Source organism: Gloeobacter violaceus PCC 7421 (genome assembly GCF_000011385.1).
Taxonomy (GTDB): domain Bacteria; phylum Cyanobacteriota; class Cyanobacteriia; order Gloeobacterales; family Gloeobacteraceae; genus Gloeobacter; species Gloeobacter violaceus.
Genome location: NC_005125.1, coordinates 759,983 through 785,802, shown reverse-complemented (window position 1 = coordinate 785,802; position 25,820 = coordinate 759,983). Strand labels below are relative to the sequence as shown.

18 protein-coding genes are annotated in these 25,820 nt (G+C 60.8%); 8 read left to right on the top strand and 10 right to left on the bottom strand.

Annotated features, from left to right (window positions below; translation table 11 throughout):
* Positions 1 to 13: 13 nt before the first annotated feature.
* Together GLL_RS03820 and GLL_RS03815 are read right to left on the bottom strand one after the other, a co-directional pair.
* Complete coding sequence (locus GLL_RS03820) at positions 14 to 190, bottom strand: hypothetical protein (protein WP_011140735.1); 177 nt, start codon at positions 188 to 190, stop codon at positions 14 to 16.
* 417 nt (positions 191 to 607) lie between these two features.
* Positions 608 to 862: a hypothetical protein gene (locus GLL_RS03815; RefSeq protein WP_164928591.1), complete on the bottom strand. Its 255-nt coding sequence runs from the start codon at positions 860 to 862 to the stop codon at positions 608 to 610.
* 98 nt (positions 863 to 960) lie between these two features.
* On the opposite strand from GLL_RS03815, the gene GLL_RS03810 reads away from it, so the two are divergent.
* The 3 genes from GLL_RS03810 (at position 961) to GLL_RS03800 (ending at position 6,836) form a co-directional block, all read left to right on the top strand.
* On the top strand, positions 961 to 1,317 hold the full coding sequence (locus tag GLL_RS03810) for a GIY-YIG nuclease family protein (RefSeq protein ID WP_011140733.1): 357 nt from the start codon (positions 961 to 963) through the stop codon (positions 1,315 to 1,317).
* Between the two features lie 73 nt (positions 1,318 to 1,390).
* The gene (locus GLL_RS03805) at positions 1,391 to 4,060 is read left to right on the top strand and encodes a zinc-dependent metalloprotease (RefSeq protein WP_164928590.1); all 2,670 of its coding nucleotides are present in this window, start codon (positions 1,391 to 1,393) and stop codon (positions 4,058 to 4,060) included.
* A 103-nt stretch (positions 4,061 to 4,163) separates the two neighbouring features.
* Positions 4,164 to 6,836 (top strand): M1 family metallopeptidase, encoded by a 2,673-nt coding sequence (locus GLL_RS03800; protein ID WP_164928589.1) that lies wholly within the window; start codon positions 4,164 to 4,166, stop codon positions 6,834 to 6,836.
* A 406-nt stretch (positions 6,837 to 7,242) separates the two neighbouring features.
* Here GLL_RS03800 and GLL_RS03795 read toward each other — a convergent pair whose 3' ends face one another.
* A complete protein-coding gene (locus GLL_RS03795) occupies positions 7,243 to 7,896 on the bottom strand; it encodes a DUF1361 domain-containing protein (protein ID WP_011140730.1) in 654 nt (217 codons plus the stop codon).
* A gap of 87 nt (positions 7,897 to 7,983) precedes the next feature.
* Positions 7,984 to 9,990, bottom strand: coding sequence for an NAD-dependent DNA ligase LigA (ligA, locus tag GLL_RS03790; RefSeq protein ID WP_011140729.1), 2,007 nt, complete (start codon positions 9,988 to 9,990; stop codon positions 7,984 to 7,986).
* Between the two features lie 174 nt (positions 9,991 to 10,164).
* Here ligA and GLL_RS03785 point away from each other — a divergent pair, with 174 nt between their 5' ends.
* Both GLL_RS03785 and GLL_RS03780 read left to right on the top strand, forming a co-directional pair.
* On the top strand, positions 10,165 to 10,884 hold the full coding sequence (locus tag GLL_RS03785; RefSeq protein ID WP_011140728.1) for a Uma2 family endonuclease: 720 nt from the start codon (positions 10,165 to 10,167) through the stop codon (positions 10,882 to 10,884).
* An 89-nt stretch (positions 10,885 to 10,973) separates the two neighbouring features.
* Positions 10,974 to 15,989 carry a caspase family protein gene (locus GLL_RS03780; RefSeq protein ID WP_011140727.1) on the top strand — a complete coding sequence of 1,672 codons (5,016 nt, stop codon included), beginning with the start codon at positions 10,974 to 10,976 and terminating at the stop codon, positions 15,987 to 15,989.
* Here the strand turns inward: GLL_RS03780 and GLL_RS03775 are convergent.
* The 3 genes from GLL_RS03775 to GLL_RS03765 all read right to left on the bottom strand — a co-directional run bounded on the left by GLL_RS03775 (position 15,964) and on the right by GLL_RS03765 (position 19,360).
* Positions 15,964 to 16,884, bottom strand: coding sequence for a hypothetical protein (locus GLL_RS03775; protein WP_164928588.1), 921 nt, complete (start codon positions 16,882 to 16,884; stop codon positions 15,964 to 15,966). The genes GLL_RS03780 and GLL_RS03775 overlap by 26 nt on opposite strands.
* A gap of 188 nt (positions 16,885 to 17,072) precedes the next feature.
* Positions 17,073 to 18,233 (bottom strand): DUF1822 family protein, encoded by a 1,161-nt coding sequence (locus GLL_RS03770; protein ID WP_011140726.1) that lies wholly within the window; start codon positions 18,231 to 18,233, stop codon positions 17,073 to 17,075.
* Positions 18,230 to 19,360: a sigma-70 family RNA polymerase sigma factor gene (locus GLL_RS03765; RefSeq protein WP_164928587.1), complete on the bottom strand. Its 1,131-nt coding sequence runs from the start codon at positions 19,358 to 19,360 to the stop codon at positions 18,230 to 18,232. The genes GLL_RS03770 and GLL_RS03765 overlap by 4 nt, the downstream gene beginning before the upstream one ends.
* Before the next feature lie 354 nt (positions 19,361 to 19,714).
* Between GLL_RS03765 and GLL_RS03760 the strand changes: the two genes are divergently transcribed.
* Genes GLL_RS03760 through purM form a run of 3 tightly spaced genes read left to right on the top strand, consistent with a single transcriptional unit; the run spans position 19,715 to position 21,449 of the window.
* Positions 19,715 to 19,960, top strand: coding sequence for a FitA-like ribbon-helix-helix domain-containing protein (locus GLL_RS03760; protein ID WP_011140724.1), 246 nt, complete (start codon positions 19,715 to 19,717; stop codon positions 19,958 to 19,960).
* Positions 19,960 to 20,385, top strand: coding sequence for a type II toxin-antitoxin system VapC family toxin (locus GLL_RS03755; protein ID WP_011140723.1), 426 nt, complete (start codon positions 19,960 to 19,962; stop codon positions 20,383 to 20,385). The genes GLL_RS03760 and GLL_RS03755 overlap by 1 nt, the downstream gene beginning before the upstream one ends.
* Before the next feature lie 50 nt (positions 20,386 to 20,435).
* Positions 20,436 to 21,449, top strand: coding sequence for a phosphoribosylformylglycinamidine cyclo-ligase (purM, locus tag GLL_RS03750; RefSeq protein ID WP_011140722.1), 1,014 nt, complete (start codon positions 20,436 to 20,438; stop codon positions 21,447 to 21,449).
* Between the two features lie 5 nt (positions 21,450 to 21,454).
* Here the strand turns inward: purM and GLL_RS03745 are convergent, their stop codons facing one another.
* The 3 genes from GLL_RS03745 to GLL_RS03735 all read right to left on the bottom strand — a co-directional run bounded on the left by GLL_RS03745 (position 21,455) and on the right by GLL_RS03735 (position 25,802).
* The gene (locus GLL_RS03745) at positions 21,455 to 22,408 is read right to left on the bottom strand and encodes an NAD(P)/FAD-dependent oxidoreductase (RefSeq protein WP_011140721.1); all 954 of its coding nucleotides are present in this window, start codon (positions 22,406 to 22,408) and stop codon (positions 21,455 to 21,457) included.
* 103 nt (positions 22,409 to 22,511) lie between these two features.
* Positions 22,512 to 25,055, bottom strand: coding sequence for an ATP-binding protein (locus GLL_RS03740; protein WP_164928586.1), 2,544 nt, complete (start codon positions 25,053 to 25,055; stop codon positions 22,512 to 22,514).
* A gap of 156 nt (positions 25,056 to 25,211) precedes the next feature.
* Positions 25,212 to 25,802 (bottom strand): HAD-IA family hydrolase, encoded by a 591-nt coding sequence (locus GLL_RS03735; RefSeq protein ID WP_011140719.1) that lies wholly within the window; start codon positions 25,800 to 25,802, stop codon positions 25,212 to 25,214.
* Positions 25,803 to 25,820 lie beyond the last annotated feature (18 nt).

The window sequence follows — 25,820 nt, the reverse complement described above, 5'->3', positions numbered from 1 at the left end:
TTCTCGCCCGGATCTAGTTGTCGAACGGAGGAAACAACCCGTTGTAATCCACCTCAGCGACAAACCCATCCGATCGGAAGTGCATAGTCACATCCATACCCGCATCCGCCAGCCGCAACAGCGTTGCCCGCAGTTGCTGGACCAGCTCTTCTACAGTTGTCTGCTGCTGAATCAGTTCTTCTAAGGTCATAGATAGTACTCACATTTCACTAGAGCGTAGCTTAGCGTCGGTGGCCGGGGGTTCCGCGCTGCACCTCCGTCAAGCATTGACATCGTGGAAAGGAATGGAGGATCCTCAGTCAAGGTCGGGCCAAAGGCCGCGCAATGCAACCCAATTATGGAGGGGCTTTCAGCGATTGCTACCCAGTTTGGAGTAATCTTGAGCAGCCGATCCCGAGGTGGGCCGGGATAATTATACAGCAGCCCGAAATCCTGGCTAGCCCCCCAACCATTCCGCCGGTGTCCATCGTCTGGTGCCTACTGATCTCAGAAGCGGTCAATTTCCAGAATTAGCGTTCGCCACTTCTAAGGCGGGGTATCAGGCGCAATCTATAGAGAGACCGTTGTGGTTCAAGGGCATCGCAATTTTCTCACAGCCGGGTACTTCTCAGTCGACTTCGCCGACAAAGTCGGTGCAGCCGATCGCCTGTTCGGTGAGGGCAGCCTTGGGATTGACCGGGCATTTGAGTACCGTTTCCCCAGTAAAGTAGCGGCAGCGGGTACAGGGGATCGCATGGAAGCGTTGAACGCGCCGCAGGCCGCGGTTGGTGCCGCGCACCAGCTGCAACAGTCCATAAACGAGCGCCAGCCACAGCAGCACAGCGATCACGCCGCTGGGCGGCGGTCCGAACACAATGGGCATCGGCCACCGCAGAATAGTGTGTACCGCCGGTGGGATCGCCGACCGGGGTTTGTTCAGTGTAGGCCCTCGGCGCGTCGATCGATTGTGCCGGAGGGCGGATGAGCTGTTGGGTCTACCTGGTGCGCTGCCGCAACGGTGCGCTCTACTGCGGCCAGACGGCCGATCTCGAAGCGCGCCTGCGCCTGCACGCGAGCGGCAAAGGGGCACGCTCTGTACGCATGGCGGGTTTCGACCGCCTCGCCGCCAGCTGGCCGGTGGCCGATCGCAGCGCCGCTTTGCGCCTGGAGGCGGCTATCAAACGCCTTGACAAGGCGACCAAAGAAGCCCTCGTCCGCCAGCCCGAAAGGTTGGTCACCCTCGCCCCGCCCACCGGCCCAGGGCTCCAGCAATCAAACGAAATATTTCATCTGAATGGGGTAGGCGATGTAGCTGATTCTGGCTGTGCTAGTCTTTAGCACAAAGCTGCGAGCGCTGCGGTTGTCTGGAAGTTTACCGGATATCTCCCATCCATCCGATGTAAAAACGCAAATGCAATCTCACCTGTGTATTCTGGCTGTTCTTGGCCATTTCCTGCTGCTTGCTGTACCTGCCGCCGCCCAGACGCCTGCTTTGAGCGCTTCCGGGGGTGGGTTGCTTGCTGCGGCCGTCCGGGAGGACGAAAAATCCTTCGACGAGGTGGTGCGCGGCTACCGCGCCAGCCAGGGACTGTTCACGGTCTACACCAACCTCGAAGAGAACCGGGTGCTCATTGAAATCGCCCCGGAGCAGTTTGAGCGGTTGTTCTTGTGCAATGTCACTTTGGAAGCGGGCGACGGGTTGTACTTCGACTCGGGGGCAATGCTCGACAACTTTCCATTTATTTTCAAGCGCGTCGGCAAACGGATTCAACTGATTCACAAAAACGTCTACTACCGCGCCGAGACCGGCACCCCGATTGGCCGCGCCGTCGAGCGGGCGGTCTCCAGTTCGATTGTCGGTTCAGCCAAGATCGAGAGTCGACCGCACCCCGAGCGCAAAAGCGTTCTGGTGGATCTGTCGAGTTTTTTTGTGCAGGACTATGCGGGGGTGGCCAACGCCCTAGGCCGCCACAAGATCGACTTTGCATTCGATCGGAACGAGAGCTATCTGGGGCCGGTGAGCGCCTTCCCGCTCAACGTCGAGATCGAGGCGGTGCTGCACTTCAAGAACAATCGCCCGCGCGGGACCGACGGGCGGATCGCCGATGGGCGCAGCATGCAGCACCGCTACCGCTACAGCCTCTCGACATTGAATGAAAGCGGCGGGAGCTACCGGCCGAGGCCGGCCGACGACCGGGTGGGTCACTTTTTGACGCTGCACCAGGACTACACCGACCCGACCGCCGAGACCCCTTACGTTCGCTATATCAACCGCTGGCACCTCGAAAAGGCCGACCCGAGCGCGGCCCTCTCGCCCCCCAAACAGCCCATCGTCTTCTGGCTGGAGCGCACCGTGCCGCTGGAGTACCGCGAGGCGGTGCGCGAGGGGGTGCTCCTCTGGAACCGCGCCTTCGAGGGCATCGGCATCCAGGGCGCCCTCGAAGTGCGTCAGCAACCCGACGATGCCGAGTGGGATCCAGCCGACGTGCGCTACAACACCGTGCGCTGGATTGTCAATCCGGGGGGCGCCTACGCCGTCGGTCCCGCCCGCGCCAACCCTTTCACCGGCCAGATCTACGACGCCGATATCCGCATCAGCGCCGATCTGGTGCGCTACCTGGTGCGCGAGCGGGAGGATTATGTCGCCCCGCTGGCCGGTCCCGCCGCCCTCACGCCCCTGCTCACCCGCTTACCCGTTTCGCAGCTGTGCCAGTTTCAGGCGGGGCTTGCCTCGGAGGCGGCCTTCGGCTGGAGCGTGCTTGCGGCGCGCTTAGGAGGGCTCGATCCCAGCGCACGGGAAGCCAAAGCGTACATCCACGATGCCATTCGCGCCCTGGTCGCCCACGAAGTCGGTCACACCCTGGGTCTCAGGCACAATTTCCGCGCCAGCGCCGCCCACACCCACACCCACCTGCACGATCGCTCCCGCACCCAAAAAACTGGGGTATCCGCCTCAGTCATGGACTACAACCCGGTCAACCTTGCCCCGCGGGGCAAACCCCAGGGCGAATTCTGGAACAGCGGCCTGGGCGAGTACGACTACTGGGCGATCGCCTACGCCTATAAGCCCTTCGAAGCGACCGAAGAATCCGTGGGGCTCGCGCGCATCGCCGAGCGCAACCTACCCTACGGCACCGACGAGGACGCCTTCGGCTTCGACGCACGGGGCATCGACCCGGTGACCAGTCCCTTCGATCTCGGTTCCGACCCGATTCGCTTTTATCGCGAGCGCATCGAGATGGCGGGCGAGTTGCTCGCCACCGCCGAGCGCGGCTACCTGCGCAAGGGCGAGCGCTACCAGAAGATGCGCCGGCTCTTTTCCCAGGCGTTGCGCGCCCACGCCACCGCCGCCGCCTCGGTGCCCAAGTTCGTGGGCGGCCTCTACCACCGCCGCCACCACCGGGGCGACGCGGGCGACCAGTTGCCCTTCGAGCCGGTGAGTGCTGCCCGCCAGCACGAGGCACTCGCCTTTTTAGGCCGCTATATCTTTGGCGCCCGGGCTTTCGCCTTTTCGCCCAGCCTGCTCAATCAGCTGCCGCCGGAGCGCTTCGAGGACTTCAGCAACACGCCTTTTTACATCGCCCGCATCGACTATCCGGTGCACGATCAGGTGCTCGACATCCAAAAGCGCGCCCTGGGGCGGCTCTACCATCCGATCGCCCTGCAGCGGCTGGCGGATCTGCCGCTGCACTACCCAAAAGGCCAGCCGCGCTTCACCCTGGCCGATATGTTCAGCAACGTGCGCTCGGTCATCTGGGAAGAAGTCGCCCGCCACCAAAGCATCAGCAGCTTCCGGCGCAATCTTCAGCGTGCCCACCTCGCCCAACTGCTCGCCCTGGTCGGGCCGAATCCCCAGGCAGCGCTCTGGTCCGCCCTCGGGATTGCCGCGGCGAGCGGAGCGTCAGCCCCTCCCGAGGATGCCGCGAGCCTGGCGCGCGCCGATCTGACGGCCCTGCGCACCCAGATCCGCAGAGCGCTCGCAGCGGGCAAGCTCGACGCGCTCACCCGCGCCCATCTCGACGCATCCCTGGCCCGCATCACAGCACTGATTGAGCCCGGTTCAGGACGTTCGGGCGATTGATTCGGGTCATGGGGAACCAAATTGCCCTGCCGCTCGACTGCATACTGACTTTGGGCGCGGTCGGTCGGCCGTGCGAGTATTCCGTGAAAAGGTGCAGGTATCCATGTTTCGCCAACTGACGGGTCTTACGGGGCTGGCCATCATCGCTGTGCTGGCAGTGCCGGCACAGGCCGAGCCAAAATTTTCGTTTGCGACCACCCCCGGGCAGCTGCCGCGCGATGTGATTCCGACACGCTACGCGGTCGAGATCACCCCGGACCCCAAAAGTTTGACCACGATCGGCACCGAAGTGATCGACATCGAGGTGCGCAAGCCCACCCGCACCGTGGTGCTCAACGCCCTCAACCTCAAAGTCGACAAAGCCCGCCTCGACGGCCAACTACCCGGCACCGTCAAAATCGATCCGGCGAAGCAGACCGCCACCATCACCTTTGCCCGGCCGATTGCGACCGGTCCCCACAAACTTTCCCTGGCCTTTGTGGGCCAGGTGAACGCCCAGGCCGAGGGGCTCTACTACGTGCGCTACAAAACCGACAAAGGCGAGAAGCTGATGTTCGGCACCCAAATGGAGCCCACCGACGCGCGGCGGATGTTTCCGCTGTGGGACGAGCCGGTCTTCCGCACGCCCTTTGCCCTCACGGTCAATCTGCCCGAGAACTTCAAGGCGGTCTCCAACATGCCCGTGGCGAGCGAGAAGCGCCTGGGGGGCGGCCTCAAATCGATTGCCTTCGCCCCTACCCCGAAGATGCCCAGTTATCTGCTGGTGCTGTGCGCGGGTGAATTGGAATCCCTCGATGACCAGGCGTCGGGGGTCAAAATCGGCGTGGTCACCACCGAAGGCAAAAGCCAGAACGGCCGCTACGCCCAGGAGGCGCTTAAAAAGCTTCTGCCCTACTACAACGACTACTTCGGCGTGGGTTACGCCCTGCCCAAGCTCGACCAGATAGCCGTCCCCGGCGGATTTGGCGGCGCGATGGAAAACTGGGGCGGCATCACCTACAACGAAGCGATTTTGCTCTACGACCCGGCCCGCTCCTCCCAGAGCACCAAAGAAGCGATCTTCAACGTCGTCGCCCACGAAGTGGCGCACCAGTGGTTCGGCAACCTGGTGACGATGGCCTGGTGGGACAATCTCTGGCTCAACGAAGGCTTCGCCTCCTGGATGGACACCAAGGCCACCGACCACTTCAACCCCGAGTGGGAAGTCTGGCTGCGGGCGAACGCCGCCAAAAATGTCGCCATGCAGTCCGACGCCCGCTCCACCACCCATCCCATCCAGCAGCCGGTCACCGATCCGGCCCAGGCGGCGAGCGCCTTCGACGAGATCACCTATCAAAAGGGCGAAGCGTTCATCCGCATGCTCGAAGCCTACCTGGGCGAAGCCAAATTTCGTGACGGCATCCGCCGCTACATGAAGGCCCACACCCTCTCGAACACCACCACCGCCGATCTGTGGGCGGCGCTCGAAGAGGCTTCCGGCCAGCCGGTGCAGGCGATCGCCGCCGGCTGGACCGAGCAGCCGGGCTTTCCGGTGGTGACGGTGTCCTCGCGCTGCGAGGGGGGCAAGCAACGGCTCGCCCTCAGGCAGGACCGCTTCACCGTCAACGACCCGAACGCCAAGGCGCTGTTGTGGAAGGTGCCCATCACCTACGGCGAAGTGGGCAGCGACAAAGTGGAATCTTTTTTGCTCGCCGATAAGACGGCCACCACCACCGCCGAGGGTTGCGGAGCGCCAGTCAAGCTCAACCGGGGCGACACGGGCTACTACCGGGTGAAGTATGAGGGCGACCTGTTCAATCAGCTCAAGCAAAATTTCTCGCGCCTGCAGACGGCGGACCGGGTGAATTTGCTCAGCGACACCTGGGCATTGGTGCAGGCGAAGCAGGCGGGGGCGCGCGACTACCTGAGCCTGGCGGAGGCGGCCAAAGCGGATACCAACCTGGCGGTCTGGCAGCAGATCCTCGCCACCCTGGGTGAAATCGACCGGCTGCAAATCGGCCAGCCGGGCCGCGAGCCTTTCCAGACCTATGCCCGGGCGCTGTTGCAACCGGTCTACCAGCGCGTCGGTTGGGACGCCCAACCCGGCGAGCTCGAGACGACCGGCCTGCTCAGGAGCAGCGTGCTCGCTTCCCTGGGCAAGTTCAAAGACGAAGCCGTCGTCGCCGAGGCGCGCCGCCGCTTCGAAGCTTTTGTGCGCGCCCCCGAGTCGCTTGCCCCCAACCTGCGTCCGCCGGTGCTGAGCGTCGTGGGTCGTTACGCCGACCAGGCCACCTACGATCAGTTGCTTTCGCTGGCTCGCAAAACCCAGAGCACCGAAGAGAAGCGCAACTACTACGCGGCGCTGGCCGGGGCGCTCGACCCGAAACTCGCTCAGCAGACATTGGCGCTTTCGCTCAAGAGCGAGGAGGAGCCCAACCTGTCCACCAACCTGGTGCTGCAGGTGGCCGGCAGCGGCGAGCACCGGGAGATGGCCTGGGAGTTCGCCAAGCAAAACTATAAAGCCCTGCTCGACAAGCGTGCCTTTTTCAACCGCTACAAGTACCTGCCGGGACTGGTGGCCAACTTCACCGAGCCGGAGCGCGCCCAGGAATTCGAGGCGTTCGCCAAGGCCAACCTCCCGGCGGAGGCGCTGCCGGAGGTGAGCAAGGGTGCCGAGTTCGTCCGCGCTTCCGCCGGGATCAAGGAGCAACAGATGGGCGAAGTCGACAGCTGGGCCTGCAGCAGGACCAAAATCGAAGGCGGCAAAGGCACCCAGTTCTGCCTGGGGGTGAACTGAGGGGTCAGGTTTAAGACCGTAGGGCCGTTGCCTCCACCGCTTCGCTCCCCAATCCATTCGCAGCCCAACGACAAGCCGGCCCCATCGCCGCAGTCGACACGCGTCGTGCACGCACCGGAAAGATAAGCCCATCCCACCCGCCGACCCGCCCGCCCACCTCGCCATTGAGTCCGGGGGGTGTCGGGGGGCCGGCAGCCCCTCGACGCGGGGAGGAGGAGAGCGCGAGAGGGGAACCCGAAGGGGGTTCCGCCTCTCGCTCCACAGACTTTCGTGCCAAGCTAGTTGGCTACCAAAGTTTTCAGTCGGCTTGCCTGTCGCTGTCAGCTGCCAGGGCCATACCCCACAGCAGTTTGTGCAGGGCGATAAGCACGGTTGCGAACGGCCGTCGCACTGCTTTTTCCACAGCCTACGCAGTCCACTCGGCGCCGTCCGGGGTACGCCCCCTGCGCCAGTAGTAAATAAGCGCCAGGCTCACGACCTTGAGCAAGTAGTAAAGCCCCGCCACCACGGCAAAGCTGATCCCCATTACCAGTAGCGGCTCTTTGTCGATGAGATCGTTGAACAGGTCATCCACGATGGCGTCGGGCTGGGTGATGATGTCCCAGCTGTTGAAGCGCTGGAAGCGGCCCAGGTAGATGCCCACTGCACTGAGGGCGTGGATGGCCAGTTCAACCGGCAGAATGAACCGGGCCAAACCCTGCCGCCGCAGGTAGCGGCCCATCAGGACCAGCGACAGTACATAAGCTTCAAATCCCCCCAGGATAAATAACAAGTACTGGGGAATGAGCGCCAAAGTGATCACCCACGCGGAGTAACCTCGGCCGCGGATCTGCTCGATAAGGTGAATGACGTCGGTAAGAACATAGGGGGCGTTGGGCAAAAAGGCGAGCCAGACCGCCGCCACCCCCCACCATAGCGGTGAGCGCCGCCGCTTCGGATCGAACAGCCAGAAACTCAACGCCAGGGGCACCAGCGCCAGAAAGAGGTTCCATCCCATCCAGCGCAGGTTTCTGCTGAGGGCGGCCAGGGCTTCTGCGGCCCAGTAAAGCAATTGCTTCATGTCGATTGTGGAGCCGGAACGGGAGGCACGCTCGGCATCTTCTCAGCATACCGACAGCGGGCGGTTCCCAGACGTCGTCAACTAGGATCACGGCATCTCACGCGTCTCGATGAGCGCCCGCAATTGCTCCTCATCCAGGACGGCCACCTTCAGATCCTGGGCACGGGCGAGTTTGGAGCCGGCTTTTTCACCCGCCACCACGTAGCTGGTACGGCTGCTCACCGAACTGGTCACCTTGCCGCCGTGGCTCTCGATGAGGGCGGTGCACTCCTCGCGCGACAGCGTCGGCAGCGTACCGGTGATCACGAAGGTGAGCCCCGCCAGGGCACTGCTCTGGGCGGCCCGCCCGCCGCCGGCCAGCTGTAGACCGTGGGCTTTGAGCCGTTCGAGCAGTGCGCGGTTTTCTGCTTGCGCGAACCACTCGACCACCGAGCGGGCCAACTCCTCTCCAAAGCCGTAGAGCGAAGCGATAGCAGCCAGGTCGGCTCGGGCGAGAGCATCGGCGCTTGCGAAAGCGCGGGCCAACTCCACCGAGACGCTCGCACCGATGTGGCGCAGCCCCAGGCCATAGAGCACCCGGCTCCAGGGCTGGCGGTGCGAGCGGTCCAGTTGCTCGACAATCTTGGCGGCCGAACGGGCGCCCAGACGCTCCAGGCCCGCCAGTTGCTCTGCGCTCAGTTCGTACAGATCCGCCACCGTATGGACCAGGCCGAGGCTTACCAGCCTGGCGATGAGCTTGTCGCCGATGCCGTCGATTTCGAGGGCCGCGCACCAGTGGCCGAGCTTCCCCCGGATGAGCGCCGGGCACCGGGGGTTTGGACAGCGCACCGCCGCCTCGCCCGGGGCGCGCACTACCGCCGTGCCGCACTCCGGACAGGTCTGGGGAAAAACGTAGGGCACGGCTTCGGGCGGGCGCAATTCGCCGATCACCCGTACCACCTCCGGGATAATCTCGCCCGCCTTGCGAATAATTACGGTGTCTCCGACCCGCACATCGAGAGACTCGATACGATCCTGGTTGTGCAAGGTCGCCCGGCTGACCGTCGTCCCTGCCACCGCCACCGGCTGCAGTTCGGCCACCGGCGTGAGCGCCCCGGTGCGCCCGACCTGGACGGCAATCGCTTCGACGACGGTGCTTTTTTCTTCGGCAGGGTACTTGAAGGCAATCGCCCAGCGCGGAAATTTGCTGGTGAAACCCACCTCCCGCTGATGGTCAAAGGCATTGACTTTGACCACCACGCCGTCGGTGTCGTAGGGCAACTCGTGGCGGTGGTTCTCCCAGTGCTCACAAAACGTCCGCACCTCGGCCAGATCCCGGCACAGACTGCGGTGGGGGTTGACCCGAAAGCCGTGGCTTTCGAGTTCTGCGAGCGCTTCCCACTGGCTTTCGGCGCGGCCGTAGTGGGCGGTGTAGGCAAAAAAGCCCAGGCGGCGCGAGGCCACCACCCGCGAATCGAGTTGTCTGAGGGTGCCGGCGCAGGCGTTTCGCGGGTTGGCGAACAGTTTTTCACCGGCCGCCTGGCGCTCCTGGTTGATGCGCTCAAATTCGTCGCGGGGTATGAACGCCTCGCCGCGCACCTCCAGCACCGCCGGTACCTCGCCCCCCAGCAGCTTGAGAGGAATCGCCCGGATCGTGCGCAGGTTCTGGGTAATTTCTTCACCCTCGACGCCGTCGCCGCGGGTGGCGCCGCGCACCAGCACTCCGTCCTCGTAACTCAAGGCAGTGGCAGATCCGTCGATTTTCAGTTCGCAGATAAACTCCAGACCCGGGCCGATTGCACGCAGCAGCCTTTCGCCCCATTTTTCGAGTTCCGCCTGGCTGAAGGCGTTCTCGAGGGAGAACATCGGCACCCGGTGGGTGACACTCACAAAGGCCGAGGCGGGGCGCTCCCCGACGCGCCGGGTGGGTGAATCGGGGCTGACAAGCTCCGGATAACGGCTTTCGAGGTCGACCAGTTCGCGGTAGTGCTGGTCGTAGATGGCGTCGCTCACCTCGGGAGCATCCAGCACATAATAGGCGTAGCCCCACCGGTGCAAAAGCGCGCGCAACGTCCGGGTGTGCTCCTCGATCTCGGGGGGGACGGTTGTGGACATCAGGTTACCTCGCGCGGGCCTTTCCAGATTTTACGCGCCCGGGGTTGTGGGGAGCCTTCCCCGGATGTCGCGCTTAGAGATATCTTTTCGGTGTGCCTGGGAATGCTTTGGTTGGGAAGCATCGACCCCGAAGCGGGAATCGGTAAGATCAAAAGCATCGAGAGGCGAATTGTTATGCCCGAATTCACCACCACAGATCTTTCTCGTCCTACTGACTTTCCAGCGGAGATCGCCCTTCCTCCCGCCGATTTATGGAGCGACGAGCCTCCCATGGAAAGCGACCGGCACCGCAAGCAGATGGATCTGCTCATTCGCTCGCTCGAATCCGGGTGGCAGTCCCGGCAGGATTTTTATGCCACCGGCAATCTGACGATTTACTTCAGCCCACACCAGAGCAAATCGGAGGATTTTCGCGGTCCCGACTTTTTTGTGGTGCTGGGCACCGAGCGCCGGGACCGCCGAAGCTGGATTGTCTGGCACGAGGACGGCAAATACCCCAATGTGATCGTCGAGTTGCTGTCCGCTTCGACCGCCGCCGTTGATCGCGGTCTCAAAAAGCAGATCTACCAGGACACTTTTCGCACGCCCGATTATTTCTGGTTCGACCCGGAGGGCACTGAATTTCGAGGTTTTCATCTTGTCGACGGCCGGTATGAGGAACTTTCCCCCGACGAGCGCGGCCGGTTGTGGAGTCGGCAATTGGAGTTGTACCTGGGTGTCTATGAAGGTTGGCTACGCTTTTTTACACCGGACGGTCAACTGGTACTGCTGGCCGAGGAGCAAGAAAAACAACGGGCTGATCAAGAAGGGCAGCGGGCTGACGCTGCTCAGCAACGCGCCGAGCAACTTGCCTCCTACCTGCGCAGCCAGGGGGTCGATCCCGACCAGCTCTGATCCGGTCTGTCAATATTTCCTGTCAAAGGCACCGTTTCTTGGTGGAATCGAATATTCTGTCCGCTAAATGCGACTGGCGGAATTGAGGCATGTCCCCCCTTGCCCTGCGTGTCTCGCCCAATGGTGAAGCGTCGCGCTTCTGGATGTTGCTGGTTGGGGTCGACGGTTACCTCGACCCTGGCCTGGCGGATTTGCGTTACTGCGTGGCTGACTGCGAAGCGCTCGCCGGGGCTTTGCAGGCCGTCTGCTGTGAAACGATCTCCCCGATGCTGTTCGTCCACCACGACGGCACCGACGCCGGGGCAAGCCTTGAGCGGGTGCGCGCCAGCCTCCGGCAGATCGTCGATGCGGCCGGGGCCGAGGACACAGTACTGTTCTACTTCTCGGGCCACGGTCTGCTGCACCGTGGACAGGCGGTGCTTTGTCTGGCCAACACGCGCCTTGCGGATCTCGAAGGCACCGGGCTAAGGTTTGCGGAATTGATGGCTGGCTTTGAGCGCTGCCGGGCGGAGCGGCAGCTGGTCTGGCTCGACGCCTGCCACAGCGGCGGGATTGACCTGGGAGTCACCGAGGCACAAAGCGCCGATCCGACCGGCCCGCTGGTCGAGGCGCTGCGTCAGCGCGCTGCGCGCAGCCGCTGCTTTTACGCTTTACTCTCGTGTGATCGTCAGCAGGTCTCCTGGGCTTTCCCGGAGTTGGGCCACGGGGTATTCACCCACTTTTTGCTCAAGGGACTCGAAGGTGCGGCGGCGGACGCCCAGGGCCGCATCGAGGCGGACGCTCTCTACCGCTACGTCTACCACCGGACGCTGCGCTATGTAGACCGCCTCAACCAGCAGCAGCGGCTGATCAGCCAGCAGCGCCGCGGCGGCGCTCCGCTGCCTGAGTACCGCCTGCAGACTCCTCAAAAAATCGTCAATGTCGTCGGGGAACTGCTCATCGGCAGCATTCCCGGCCCAGCTCCAGGTGGGCCGGTGGGCCGGGCGTTGGTGGTGGACGGCTCCGTCGGCAGCGAGGCGGTGCTTGCTTTTGGGCGGTTGCTGCTCGGCGCCTCGGGCTACCGCGACCAGACGCAGTACTGGTCACCGGCGCACCAGGGACTTTCGCTACGCGAAGCGTTGTCCCGTGCCCTGGCCTACGACGCCTCGGTGCCTCCACTCCAGACGGTGCTGATTTATCTGCACGGGCGCATCGAAGCTTCCGCCGACGGCGAATCGTGGCTGGTCTTGCGCGAAGGAGTCCGCCTCAGCCGCTCCGCGCTGCGGTTGGAACTGCGCCGGGCAGCGGCAAGCCGTCAGATCGTGGTGCTCGATTGTCCGGGGGCTTGCGATCTCGACGATTGGGTAGGCGAACTGCGGCTCGAAGGCGACCAAAGCCAGTGTCTCATCGCCGCCGCCGCCCCCCTGTCCGATCCGGATCGCTTCACCCGAGTCCTGGTACACACGCTTGAGTCGAGCGGCGATGCGCGCTCGGGCCTTGCTGTCACCGAGTGGATCAAGCTTATCGATCGCGAGCTTGCCCCTGGAGGCATCCGGCTGCACCTGTGGCTTGCCGGCAGCCAGGGGGTGATCGAAGTCTTACCCGGTACAGCCGGACAGAGCCCCACCGCCGCCACAGTCGATCTGGGCGTTTCGCCCTACAAGGGCCTGCGCCCCTTTCAAGAGGCCGACAGTGCCTTTTTTTGCGGCCGGGACGCGCTAGTCGGCAAACTGGTGGCGGCGGTACGTTCCCAGCCTTTTGTGGCGGTGATCGGCGCTTCCGGCAGCGGCAAGTCCTCATTGGTCCAGGCCGGGCTGGTGGCCCAGTTGCGCCAGGGAAAACAGGTGCTTGGTAGCGAGGGCTGGTGGATCAAGACTCTGCTTCCGGGCAGCTATCCTTTCGCCGCCCTGGCCCGGCTTCTGTTCGAAGGCCGGACCGCAGAGGAAGACGAGATGGCGCTGGGGGTGGAAGACTTTGTGCGCCGACTGCGCGAGCGCCCAGAACCCATCGTCCTGCTGGTGGTCGATCAGTTCGAGGAATTGTTTACCCTGGCTGCCGCCGAGGAGCGCGACCGTTTTGTCGAACTGTTGGAAGGGGCGCTCCGTTACGCCCCGGACCGCTTCAAGCTGGTCATTACGCTTCGGGCCGACAGCATTACCCCCTGCCTGGAGTATCCAATCCTGGCCGCCGCCCTACAGCGTTCGAGCGTGCTGGTCCCTCCACGCCTCAGCCGCGAGGACTATCGCGCCGTCATCCTGGAGCCCGCATCCAAAGTTGGTTTACAGGTGGAAGCGGAACTAGTGGAGATACTACTCGACGAACTGAACCACTCCGCAGGGGAGCTGCCCCTGTTGGAGTTTGTATTAGAGCAGTTGTGGAAACAGCGCTCCGGGCCGTTACTCACCCGCCGGGCTTACGAGGGGGATATCGGCGGGCTAAGAGGAGCACTTGAACGCAAAGCCGATGAAGTTTACGAATCGCTCAAAGAACTGGATGCACGCGAGTGCGCCCGCTGGTTAATGTTGAATCTCGTGCAATTGGGGGAGGGCACCGAGGACAGCCGCCGCCACCTGCCCCGCAATCGTCTAATCAGCCGCCGCTATTCTTCCAAACTGGTGGAGAGGGTGTTGAACGCCTTTCTCAAAGCCAAATTGTTGGTGGTCGATGCGGCCGAAGAAGAGGAGTCCGGTTCCTCGACAGCGACGGTAGAAGTGGCTCATGAAGTGCTCATCCGCAGTTGGGGAAGGCTGCGCGAGTGGCTGGCCGACAACCGTTCCCGCCTGCGCACCCAGCGACAGATTGAACAAGCCGCAGACCACTGGCAGAGTAAAAATCGTGAAACCGATTACTTGCTGCGCGGCAGTGATCTAACTGAAGCTGAGCAACTATTTTTGCGCGATGAGGACATGCTCTCCCCAAAGGAAACGGCCTTTATTGAAATTAGTCTGCAACTTCGAGCTCAACAACTGCAACTCGAGCGCAAGCGCACCCACCAACTGCGTCGCCTTGCAGGTGTTTTGGCCCTGCTTGCCGTCGTCGCCATGGGTTTCGGGATCACAGCCTACTGGCAATCGTTGAAGTCACAAGAGCGCGAAATTGATGCATTAATAAACTCTGCTCAGTTGCGGTTTGCAAATCACCAGCACCTGGAGGCACTCGTTGAGCTCATGAGAGCGCAAAGCTTGGTGCAGCAAACTTGGACTAGTTCTCTGCAGCTTCGAGAGAAAACTCGTATTGCCCTGCAGCAATCCGTGTATAGCAACCGTCAAATAAATCGTTTGGAAGGGCATAGTGACTTTATCAGTCAGGTCAGCTTCAGCTCCAGCAGAAAGCTGATGGCATCTGCAAGTTGGGATAGAACTATCCGATTGTGGCAGCTTGACGGAATGCCAATCAAAATTTTGAAGGGCCATGCGAACAACATCACAAGCATTTGCTTCAGCCCAGATGGAGAGTTTATGGCTTCAGCAGATGATCGGGGAAGCATTTATTTATGGACATCTAAAGGCGAGTTACGCACAGTCATTCGAGGACACAATGCAACTATTTGGAGTCTACGCTTCAGTCCCGACAGTAAACTGCTCGCTTCGGCTTCTCAAGATAAAACCGTTCGTCTATGGAATCGTAACGGGAAGATTCTCAGAACACTTATGGGACATCAGGATGAAGTGATGAGTGTCGATTTTAGCCCGGACGGCCAAACATTGGCATCCGCAAGTTGGGACGGAACGGTCCGCATGTGGGGCATTCAAGGTAACCTGATAAGTATCCTGAAAGAGCATAAAGACGGTATTTGGAGCGTCGCTTTCAGCCCAGATGGCCAACGCCTTGCTTCCGCAGGCCAGGATAAAACCTTGCGCTTATGGAATGTTCATGGGCAGCTACTGCACACTCTTTCGGACAACACCACTCCTTTTCTAAGTGTTCGCTTTAGTCCCGATGGATCCATCCTCGCTTCCGGTAGTGTCGACAAGACCGTTCGTCTCTGGAGTCGGGAGGGAGTTTTGCTCTCCAGTCTGCACGGACATACAGGCCGGGTCAACAGCTTGGACTTTAGCGCGGATGGTAGAATCCTAGCCTCCGCCAGTGACGACAAGACACTGCTGCTTTGGAGACTGTATGGTCCACCCCTTACCGCTTTCCGGGGCCATGGGCAATGGGTGAGCTGTGTAGGTTTCAGCCCTGATAGTCAGGCGTTTGCAACGGCGGGGGGAGACGGCACTCTGGATCTATGGGATCGCCAGGGCAGACTTGAGAATAGAGTCATTCCTCCTGCAACTATCTTTGCACTGGCCTACAGCCCTGACGGCACGATCATCGCCTCAGGAGGCAATGATCGTGCTGTACGTTTATGGACTCGGCACGGATCCTATTTAAGCCAATTCGACAAGCAAGGGGCAGCTGTTACTAGCCTGAGCTTTAGCCCCAATGGAAACCTAATTGCCGCTGGAGGACCTGACGGCTTGGTTTGGTTATGGGGCCACAAAGGTAAATTATTTAAAAAAATTTCTACTGGTCACGCTGAGTTAGCTGTAGTGCGGTTCGGCCCGCGAGGACTATTTCTGGCAACGGCCGGTGGAGTGGATAGAACAATTCGCATCTGGAGCCAGACGGGTACACTGCTCCGCACTTTGCGTGGGCACCCTGATCTGATCACCGACCTTACTTTCAGTCCTGACAACCAGGTATTGGTGAGCGCCAGCCGCGACGGTACACTTCGTTACTGGACAATCGCAGGACAGCTTCTCAAGACTATTAATGCCCACAGTAACCGTGTCACAAGTATCGATTTCAGCGCAGATGGCAAAACTGTTGCTTCCGCCGGCGCTGATGGAACCGTTCGACTTTGGGGTCCGGTAGGTGAATCTGTGGCTGTGCTTTACGGACACAAAGATAGTGTCGGAGCCGTTCGCTTCAGCCCGGACAGCAAAATCCTTCTATCCGGCGCTGCGGATGGTAGTGTCTTTCTGTGGCAAGCCTGGCGAACTGAGGCGAACTGGCTACTGAATGAAAGTTGTAAGCAATTGCAAAGCTATCTTCGCAGCAATATTACAGCTCAAAGCTTCATTCAAGATCTCTGCTCAGTATCTATTCATCGCATTAATTCAGATGCTCAAACTCCATAATCCTCTTTTTCACATCTTCATCGATTCTCCTTATGCCAGAGGAAAGACATCCATACCGAAGACGGTCTCTAGGCATAACTGTCTGACCATATCCTTGTGGGATCACAGCAATGCCGCGGGGAATAGGTTCCTTTTTAAAATAGGTTACAATGGAGGCGAATCCTAAGAGTGACCAACACTCAAAGGGTGGGGGTATTTGAGAAAGAGGGTCGGAACTTCCGGTAACACCGATTGCGGAGCTCTCTTCGATGTAAACCTTATTGCCGTGTATGTCCGAGCAGTCCGGACGCTTAGCGGCAGCAGGGAATACAGCTTTCAACGCTGAGTAAAAAGTATTGATAGGTTCCTTCAATATTAAATTATCGTGCAATCTCTCAATCTCTGGCACAACTAATCTTTTAGAAACTATATCTTCAACAAAATTAAGTAGATCATCGATTGGAATTTCTCGCGAACAATAAGTTTCAATTTTTGAGAGGTCGAAATTTCCTCCTTCCTCCACAAGATAGCACAAACGCTCAGATGTATTTATTTCTTTAGCAATGATTAAAGTGGGATTCGGGTAATCTGTGGGGCGCCCAAAGCACACTACTGCTCCCGGACCAACCTTAATAATAAAAGATGGGTGTTCGGGAAATCTCGTCAACTTAATAAAGCCCTGACGAGTAAAACAAACCGTTTTATCGATTTCAATTGATTGATGAATTTCAGCAGGGTGGCAGTTGCTATTTCCATTTGAACCTGTGCAGTCATTCTTGGGAACAAAGTCTTCATTGAAGCCCTCCGCATTAAAGACCGGAGCTTGCTTGCCAATTGGAGTATATATTTTTGTGATTTTCCATTCGGGTAAAGAGCCAACGGAATTGTCAGCAGTACTAAAGGTAAACCGTGTCATTTCGACTCTCCTTTAAACACTAGTGTTTACAATCCAGCACGGTGTTGACCGGAGGATCTGTAACTAAATACCTGCTGGCAGGCACTTTATGCAGCCCAGGAGAGAATGTCGATTTTTTGACCCAGAGGGCAGTGATTTTGCTAAGTATGGCAAGGCGCTTTCTTTCCGGGATGCCGGCGCAGAGAGCCCTAAAACTGTAGAATCTCCCGTTGGAAATGTTTGGGAGCTGTTTCAATTTCCCAGACAATTCCTTCTCCTTCTTCGAGTGTCAAGTCTATCGCTAGTTCTTCAACTGCGGTATGTGCATGTACTTCGTTATTTTCAAAGCTCTGCAGATTCTCAGTCAAAAGCCGCAACGTCGTGCCAGCCGGCAAGCGGCTGTTCCAGAGTGTAGTGCGCAGGCAGAAGCGCCAGACGCCAGGGGTAATCTGCTCAATACATAGTTCGCAGGTCTTGTCTGCGATCGAGAGGACGCGAGTGAAAAACACCAGATTAGATCCAGCACTCCTAGCTTCGGCGCCAATGGGGTTTGAGACCGACCAACCAGCTTCGCGCGCCAATTCTGATACGCCGTTTTTAATCCACTCTAGAACCGACCATTGAGGCGGTAGGCCCTGGCGGCGGGCGTAGAGTTCCTGGCACCAGCCGTCGTAGGAAACCAGGGCGGCCCACTGCTCAAAGGGGACTTCCAGGCGAGGTTCGGAAATTTCAGGGTTACCCAGCCGTTCGATGAGTGCGCGGGCTTGGGGTACAGTCAGTCCAGGCAACTCGGACTGAGAAGCGCGAGTAGGTTCTGTAAGGAGGAGTTCTCCGGTAGTGATTGCCCAGAGGCCACCGAGCCCAGTCTGAATGAACGTTTCGTCCAGGTAATAGGTGCGATCGCGCGGGTCGAAGCGGCCCAGGGTTTTGATTTGCCGGTGGGTCGTCCAACCCGATACCCGCAGCCACTGGCCTGCGAGGTCGAAATGGACCAGCAGGTAATAGTCTGCCGCCCAGGCCGGGATGTCGAGCCATTCCTGAGGGATGTGCACAGGAGCAGTCCCGTCGGCCTCGTCGAGACAGATCACCCAACGCTTGCCGTTCGCTGTCAAGGCCGTACCGCCGACGAGATCCCAGAAGGCCGACAGGGCCATGGGCGCGGGCCAGACCGCCGCGTGGGGATCGATATCCTCGCGGATCCAGGGCAGCAGTACCGCGAGGGCCAGGCGATTGCGAAATGCCCGCCAGTGGGAAACCGGATGGGTAACATTGGCGCACTCGCGCCAGGCCCGCTCCTGGTCCGCTTCGGAAATTTCCAGACACAGGGCAGTCGGATCGTCGAACAGCAGAGGGCTGTTTTCTTGGGTCATTCGGAGGCACTCTCCTGTTGCCAGCAGCGGGTTTGACCGTAGTGCTCGCACAACCACTCGTCCACTACCGCTTCTAATCTTTTTAATACCTCACAGGTGAGGGAAATATTCAATTTTTCCTGACTCCATTTTGCAAGGGCGACCACCAACTCCCCCCGGCAGCGCGTGAGTTGTCTGGACACTGTTCCTTGATCTTTGCCGATTTGCTGGGCGATTTGCTTCTGGCCCAGCTCCTCCCCATGGTAAAGGTCGAGCAGGCGACGCTTGGGAGGGTCGAGCCCGTCGAGGGCAAGGCACAGCACCCGGTTGATCGCTTCTGCATACTCGCGCTCCTCCTGGCGCTGCACCGCGTCGAAGGCCGATTCGGTGGGAATGGCGAGCGGCTCGGCGGTTCCCTCCAGATCCGTCCGAGGAGCGTCGATGGACACAAAGCGCGGACGGTAGGCGCGCAGCGCCTCGGCACACAGGCGCATCCATCGGGCGATATCGGCCGCTTCGGCAGCCGGGCTCGACGGCGGCAGGTGCAGCGGGCGTTGGCGGTTAAAATCCTGGGCAATCAAATCCCAGGTGGCGGCGTCCGGGCCGCTCAGGCGGCGGGTGCGCGACGCATCGGCAGGAACATACAGGCGCTGGTAACTCAGCCAGGCCAGCACGTAGCGATCAATTTCCGCATCCGGGTGGTTGGCGTGGCGCAGGGCGGTGCCGAGCGACTCGCGTCCGGTGTGGCGCAAAAGTGACCAATCGCTGCTGCAGTTGGCCGAACTCAACTCGCGCCGGTTCAATTCGTGACGGATCGTGTTTTTGAAACTGTTGAATGCGTAGCTGTCGAGCCCAAAGCCCAGTTCGACGTTGAACTTGGTGAGGATGACATCGACTTTGACAATTCCCGCCTGAAACAAATCCGTCAGCTGCGAGCGGGTTGCCGGCCGACTTTCGCAGACTTTCCAGGCCGCCCAGTAGCACGATTCTTGCAGGTAGGCGATTAGATGCAGGCGCGTCAGTCCCGGGCAAGGCTGCCGCTGCCACTGGGAAAGCAAAGCGCGCGCGAGGCCGTCGGCACCCGCGCGCTTCGTCAAGTCCTCGGCCAGCAGTATTTGGGCACTGCGGCGCAACCGGTGGTCCGGCACCCACAAAGCGGCGGTTTCCGGAGAAATGTCTAAAAAAGTTGAAAATACGCTCAGAACGTCTTGCCTTTTCGGGGGATGCGATGGCGGCATGGACCTTCGACTGCGAGGTAAGGGCTTGAGTGACACTTTACTGGAAAATGGTTGATCCATTTCACAAATTCAAGCTCTGTCAAATTCGCCGACAGGGGATCGCTTTGTATCGAGGATCTCTCCACCGCAGTGTGTTGTTCCCCTGACAAATGGGGCGAAAAGCAGCGCGCTCAACTGCTTGCACGCGGACGCCCCGATGGCCTGCGGTAGCGTTTTGGTGTATTGATAGTACTATTGCAGTGAAATGCCTTTGGATTGGTCCCGATGGTCAACATCAGCCTGCGCGACATACCCGACGATGTCTACGAGCAGATCAAACAGATGGCCGGTCGCGAGCGCCGCTCGATCAACCAACAAATCCTGGTGTTGCTGGAGCAAGCCACCCGCCGGCATCGTCGACCAGCCGCCGGTGTGCTGGAACAAATCGATCGTCAGCGCGAAGCGATTTTCGCCCGCGTTGGCTTGTTGCCTGATTCCACTGAAGATATCGCTGAAGATCGAGAGCGCTGATGTGGCTGGTCGTCGACAGCAGCACCGTGGTGAAGTGGTTTTTCCCGGAGGTTCTGACCGAGCAGGCTCTGGCCATTCGCCGGGCCTGGGAAAGCTCGGATGTAGAACTGATCGCACCGACACTCCTGCTGACTGAAGTCGGCAACGTCATCTGGAAGAAGCAACGCAACGCATTTGTGACCTATGAAGAAGGAGCACAGATTGTCTGCGATCTGCTGGTGCTTGAGCTGCCTCTGGTGGAGGCGCAGAACTTGTTGCCAAGAGCCTATCAACTGGCTGCCATTTTTCAGCGGACAGTGTACGATGCGCTCTACCTGGCTCTGGCAGAACAGTTGGAAGCGGAGTTTGTGACCGCCGATCTGCGCCTGTACAATGCGGTCTATCCAATTTTGAAGTTCGTGCGGTATCTGGGTAACTATTCGTAGCGCTGAAGCTTGCTTCAGAATGGGGATTACCTAAGAGGTCCAGGAAACCCATGGATTACAAATCGGCGGGGGTGGATGTCGAGGCGGGGTACGAATTTGTCGCCCGCATCCGGGGAGCGGTGGAGCGCACCCGTAGGCCGGAGCAACTGGGTGGGTTGGGCGGCTTCGGGGGACTTTTCGCTCTACCCGCGGGCTACCGCGAGCCGGTGTTGGTGGCGGGCACCGACGGGGTGGGCACCAAGCTCAAACTCGCCTTCGCCCTCGATCGCCACGACACGATCGGCATCGACTGTGTGGCGATGTGCGTCAACGACGTGCTCGCCCAGGGGGCGGAGCCGCTGTTTTTTCTCGATTACCTGGCTACGGGCAAACTTTCTCCGGCACAGCTTGCCGGGGTGGTCGAAGGGATCGCAGCGGGCTGCCTGGAGGCCGGCTGCACGCTGTTGGGCGGTGAGACGGCGGAGATGCCCGGATTTTACGCGGCGGGCGAGTACGACGTGGCCGGATTCTGCGTCGGGATCGTCGAGAGAAGCCAAATCATCGACGGCAATCGCGTGCAGGTGGGAGATGCGTTGTTGGGACTCTCTAGCAGCGGCGTGCACAGCAACGGTTTCAGCCTGGTGCGGCGAATCGTCGAGCTGGCGGGACTGGACTGGCACCACAGACCCGAGGATTTCCCAGCATCATTGGGTGAAGTGCTGCTCACCCCCACCCGCATTTACGTTAAACCGGTGCGCGCCGCCCTGGAAGCCGGTTTTGACATTCGGGGAATTGCCCACATCACCGGGGGCGGGCTCATCGAGAACGTTCCGCGCGCCCTGGGCGGGCTCGGTGCCTGCCTGGAGCGAAACAGCTGGCCGGTGCCGCCCGTTTTTACCTGGCTTGAGCGCACCGGCGGTGTCGGCCGACAGGACATGGATCAGACTTTCAATCTCGGATTGGGCCTTGTCCTTGCCTGTCCGACAGAACAGGCGGATGCGCTTCAAGCCTATCTGGCCAAGCAGGGCGAACAGGTATTGCGTATAGGTGCCGTCGTCGAAGCCGCCGGGGTGCGCTTTGCCTGAGCTGGTTAGTGCGCCCAGTCGGGCTTGATCGCCTTGCGGCTATTGAGGAAGCGGTCGATGGCCATCGCCGCGATGCAGCCGTCCCCCGCCGCCACCACCGCCTGCTTAAAGGGCGTGTTGCGAATGTCGCCGATGCCCCAGACGCCGGGTACCGAAGTCTGCATCATTTCATCTACCCAGACGCCGCCGTCGGGTTTCATTTCGACCTGGCCCGCCACGAAGTCGGTGATCGGCTTCGAGCCTTGCAGGTAGACAAACACCCCTTCCGCCAGCAACTCCTGGCTATCGGATTCGCCCGGATGGCGCACCTCGACGGCGGTCACCCCCGCCTCCTCGCCCTTGATGCGAATCAGGCGCGTCTTCTCCCAGAGCTTGACCGACGGGTGGGCCAGCAGCTCGTCGGCGTGGCCGTCCAGAGTGTGGGGGTCTTTGGGGGTGATCCAGTGCACCGTCGAAGCAAATTTGGTGAGCACCTGGGCCTCTTCGACGGCCTCGGGGTTGAGGCCGACCACCACCACCTCGCGGTTGCGGTAAAAGGCCCCGTCGCAGGTGGCGCAGTAGCTCACCCCCCGCCCCAGGTACTCCGCCTCGCCGGGAATCGACGCGATGCGGCCCATCGCCCCGGTGGCGAGCACCAGGGCACGACCGGTGAAGATCCCTTCTGGGGTATAGACTTTTTTGACCGGTTCGCTGAGGTCGAGGCCGTAGACCTGGGCGCGCCGGTAAACAGTTCCGAATTCGACGGCCTGATCGCGCATCACTTCAAGCAGGTGATCGCCGCTCATCTCCCCGGGCACCCCGGGGTAATTGGCAATCTTGTGGGTGATGGCAAGGGCGCCGGCCGCCGGGTTCTTGTCCAGAATGACCGTCTTGAGTTCGGAGCGGGCAGTGTACAGCGCACACGTACAACCGGCCGGACCACCGCCTACGATTACCACGTCAAAATCGAACTGTTCCATCGCCGCTCCCTCCCGACTGGCCTGTTGGCCTACCCCTCAGGTTAGTTCTCAAATGGATCGCAGTCAAAATGCGTACTTGCCTGTGCCGAGAAGCCACAGGCGATCAGCCGGTTCCCCAGCGTTCGAGGGCACGGCGCAGTTCGCCGATGCGAATCGGTTTGCTGATAAAGCCGTCCATGCCGGCGCGCAGGCAGGCCTGCTCGTCCTGCAGGGTCGCCCCGGCCGTCAGGGCGATGATCCGGGGCCGCTCGGCGGCGGCGAACTCGCTTGCGATGCGCCGGGTAGCTTCCAGCCCGTCGATCATGGGCATCTGCACATCCATCAGCACCAGATCGTAGCGCTGGCGGCGCAGGGCGCGCAGCACTTCCTCGCCGTCGGTGGCGACATTCGCCCGATAGCCCAGCCGCCGCAGCAGCTGCAGGGCCACTTTCTGGTTCAGGGGGTTGTCCTCGGCCAGCAAGATGCGCAGAGGCAGCGGCTTTGACCAGGAGGCTTCCACCGGTGGGGCAGGTGCCGGGGCATCCGTTGCCGCCGCCGCCACGATCGTAAAGGAGAAAGTCGAACCCCGGCCGGGTTCGCTCTCCACCCAGATGCGCCCGTCCATCAGCTCCGCAAGGCGCTTGCAGATCGCCAGTCCCAGACCGGTACCGCCGTAGCGGCGGGTGGTCGAGGCGTCCACCTGGCTGAAGGGTTTGAAAAGACGGTCCATCCGCTCAGCCGGGATGCCGATGCCGGTGTCGCGGACGGCAAAGTGCAACTCCCACTTTTGGGGCGGCTCTGCGGCCGGTCGAGCGGCTGTCACGTTCACCGACACCGCACCGCTGGTGGTGAATTTGACGGCATTGCCGATCAAGTTCACCAGAATCTGCCGCAGCCGGGCCGCGTCGCCGACCACCGCCTGCGGCACCTGCCCATGGAGGGTGCAGCAGAGCTGCAGGTGTTTTTGCGTGGCCTCGGGCCTCAGCAAATCGACGCAGCCGGCAAGCAAAGCGTGCAGATCGAAGCGCTTGGTCTCCAGTTCGATGCACCCCGATTCGGCCTTCGAAAAATCGAGAATGTCGTTGATGATCGTCAGCAGCGTCTCGCCGCTGGCACGGATGGTCTCGATGGAGTCGCGCTGCCGGTGGGTGAGCCCCCCGTCCGCGAGCAACACATCCGCAAGCCCGATCACGCCGTTCATGGGCGTGCGGATTTCGTGACTCATCGTGGCCAGAAATTCGTTCTTGGTGCGGCTTGCGGCCTCCGCCGCCTGTCGTGCCCGCGCCAGGGCGGCGTTTTGCTCGGCAAGCAGCAAACTCTGGGCTTTTTCTTGCTCCAGAAGCTTCGCCTGGTTGAGGGCGATACCCACCTGGGCGGCCACGGCCTCCAGCAGAGCAATCTCCTCCGGGGTCCAGCGGCGAAAGCGGTCGCGCTGTTGGACGGTGATCACCCCGTTCGGTTTGCCCTGGTAGGACGTGCGCACCGCCAACAGCGACTTGAGGCCGACGCTGCGGCACAGCTCGTGGACCGGGGCCAATTGCGGATCGGCGTAGACATCGGGCGAGCAGACCGCCCGATCGCACTCGAGTACCCGCTGGGCGTGGGGGTCGCCCGCCACCGGCACGCTGCCGTGGTGCACCGGTGGGTATCCCGCTTCCAGATACTCCGCGGCAAAGTGCAACTCGGGCTTGGGGGTGGGCGAATAGACCAGTATGCGCACGCAGTTGACCCCCAACGCCTGACCCACCTGATCGACCGTGGCCTGAAAAATCTGACGGCTCTCGAGGCTGGAGCGAATCTGTTCGCAGATGCGCTGCAACAGCAGCGTGCGCTGCAACTGCTCCTGCAAAGCCGCTTCGCTGGTTCTGAGAGCTTCTTGCGCCAATTTGCGCACCGTCACATCGCGCTGGATGCCAAAGTGACCGGTGATGCGCCCCTGCTCGTCGTACAGGCAGCTATAATCGCCCTCTACCCACATCGGCGAACCGTCGAAGCGGCGCTCGTCGGTCTCGACGTGCAACTTGCCCCGGTCGAAAAATTCCCGCCAGAGGCGTCGGCCAAGCTCCAGGTCGTGGGCAAACAGATCCGCGGGTGTCCGCCCGAGAAGTTGCTCGCCGCTGGCGCGGTACTGAGCAAGCAGCGCGTCGTTGACCCGGGTGAGCCGCTGGTGGGCAAAGACATAATCGAGCGTGCGCTCCTTATCGACGGTGGCGTCCCAGCGCACCGGCCGGTCGAGCATCATAAAAAAGAAGCCATCCAGAGACTGGGAAAAAAACAGATCCAATCGTTGCTCGCTGCGCCGAAGCGCAGCGCGGGCCACCCCGGTTTCGCGCCGCTGCTGAGCCTGGTGCAATGCCCGCTCCACCGTGAGTACCAGCAGGTGCAGATCCGCCCCGTTGAGATAGCCGCCCTCCGGCGTCGAAGGAGCATCGCCAATCCAGACCAGGGGCAGTTCGCAGCAGTTGTGGACCGTGAGCGAGCGCAGGAGCAACAACGCATCGATTTCCCCCGGCCCGTCCGCCGCCAGGATCATCTCAGGCCGCTCGGACATGAGCGCCTGGTGCAGCGACGCAGTTCCGGCGGCCCACCGCAGGGCCAGGTCGTAGCCTCCCGACAGGAGCGTTTTTTCGAGAGCGTGGACCAGCGGCCCGTTCGCCGCAACAACCAATACACGCAGGGAAAAACCGACAGCCATGCTATCTAGAACACGAGCGGAACAGACGTTGGATCTGGAGACGGCAGCGGGGAAGAGACTGTCTATCGACTCCTCAGCTTACCCTGCAATGCGGGTGCCGGCCGGAGAAGCACACCGTCAAGCAGTGATTTATCCCCCCAGGATGCCGCGGGAGTGCAACTGGCGGCGCAGAGCGTCAGTGTCGGTGAACAAGATGGCGTCCATGCCCGCCTGGAGGGCACCCTCGACGTTGGCGGGCCGGTCGTCGATGAGCAGATGCTGCGCAGCACCGGTACTTGCCATCAAAGCCCGGTACGCCCCCGGACTGGGTTTGCGGTGGCCTGTGTCGCAGGAGACGCAGTAGCCCTCGAAGAAGCGGTCCAGTTGCAGCAGTTCGCGCGCCTGCAAAACCCAGTTGCTGTAATTGGAGAGCACCCAGAGCTTTTGGTCGTTCGCTTTGAGAGTGGCCAACAACGTTTCGATGCCGTCCACAAACCGGTAGGCAGAGAAAAATATTTGCTTAAATTCTTCCGGAGAGAATAACTTCAAGCCCGTGTCCTCCCGGTAGAAGCGCGCCAGAAAGCTCATTTCGTCGGTCAGCCCCGTCTCGAACTCGAGCCAGCTGGTGGGGTGTTTGACTTGAATGAGCTCGTCGAGGCTGGTGCCCAGATAAACCGGCACCTCCCGGTAGAACGGATCGACAATCACCGTATCCATCAAGTCGAAGACCAGCACCGGCATTGACAAGACAGCACTCCC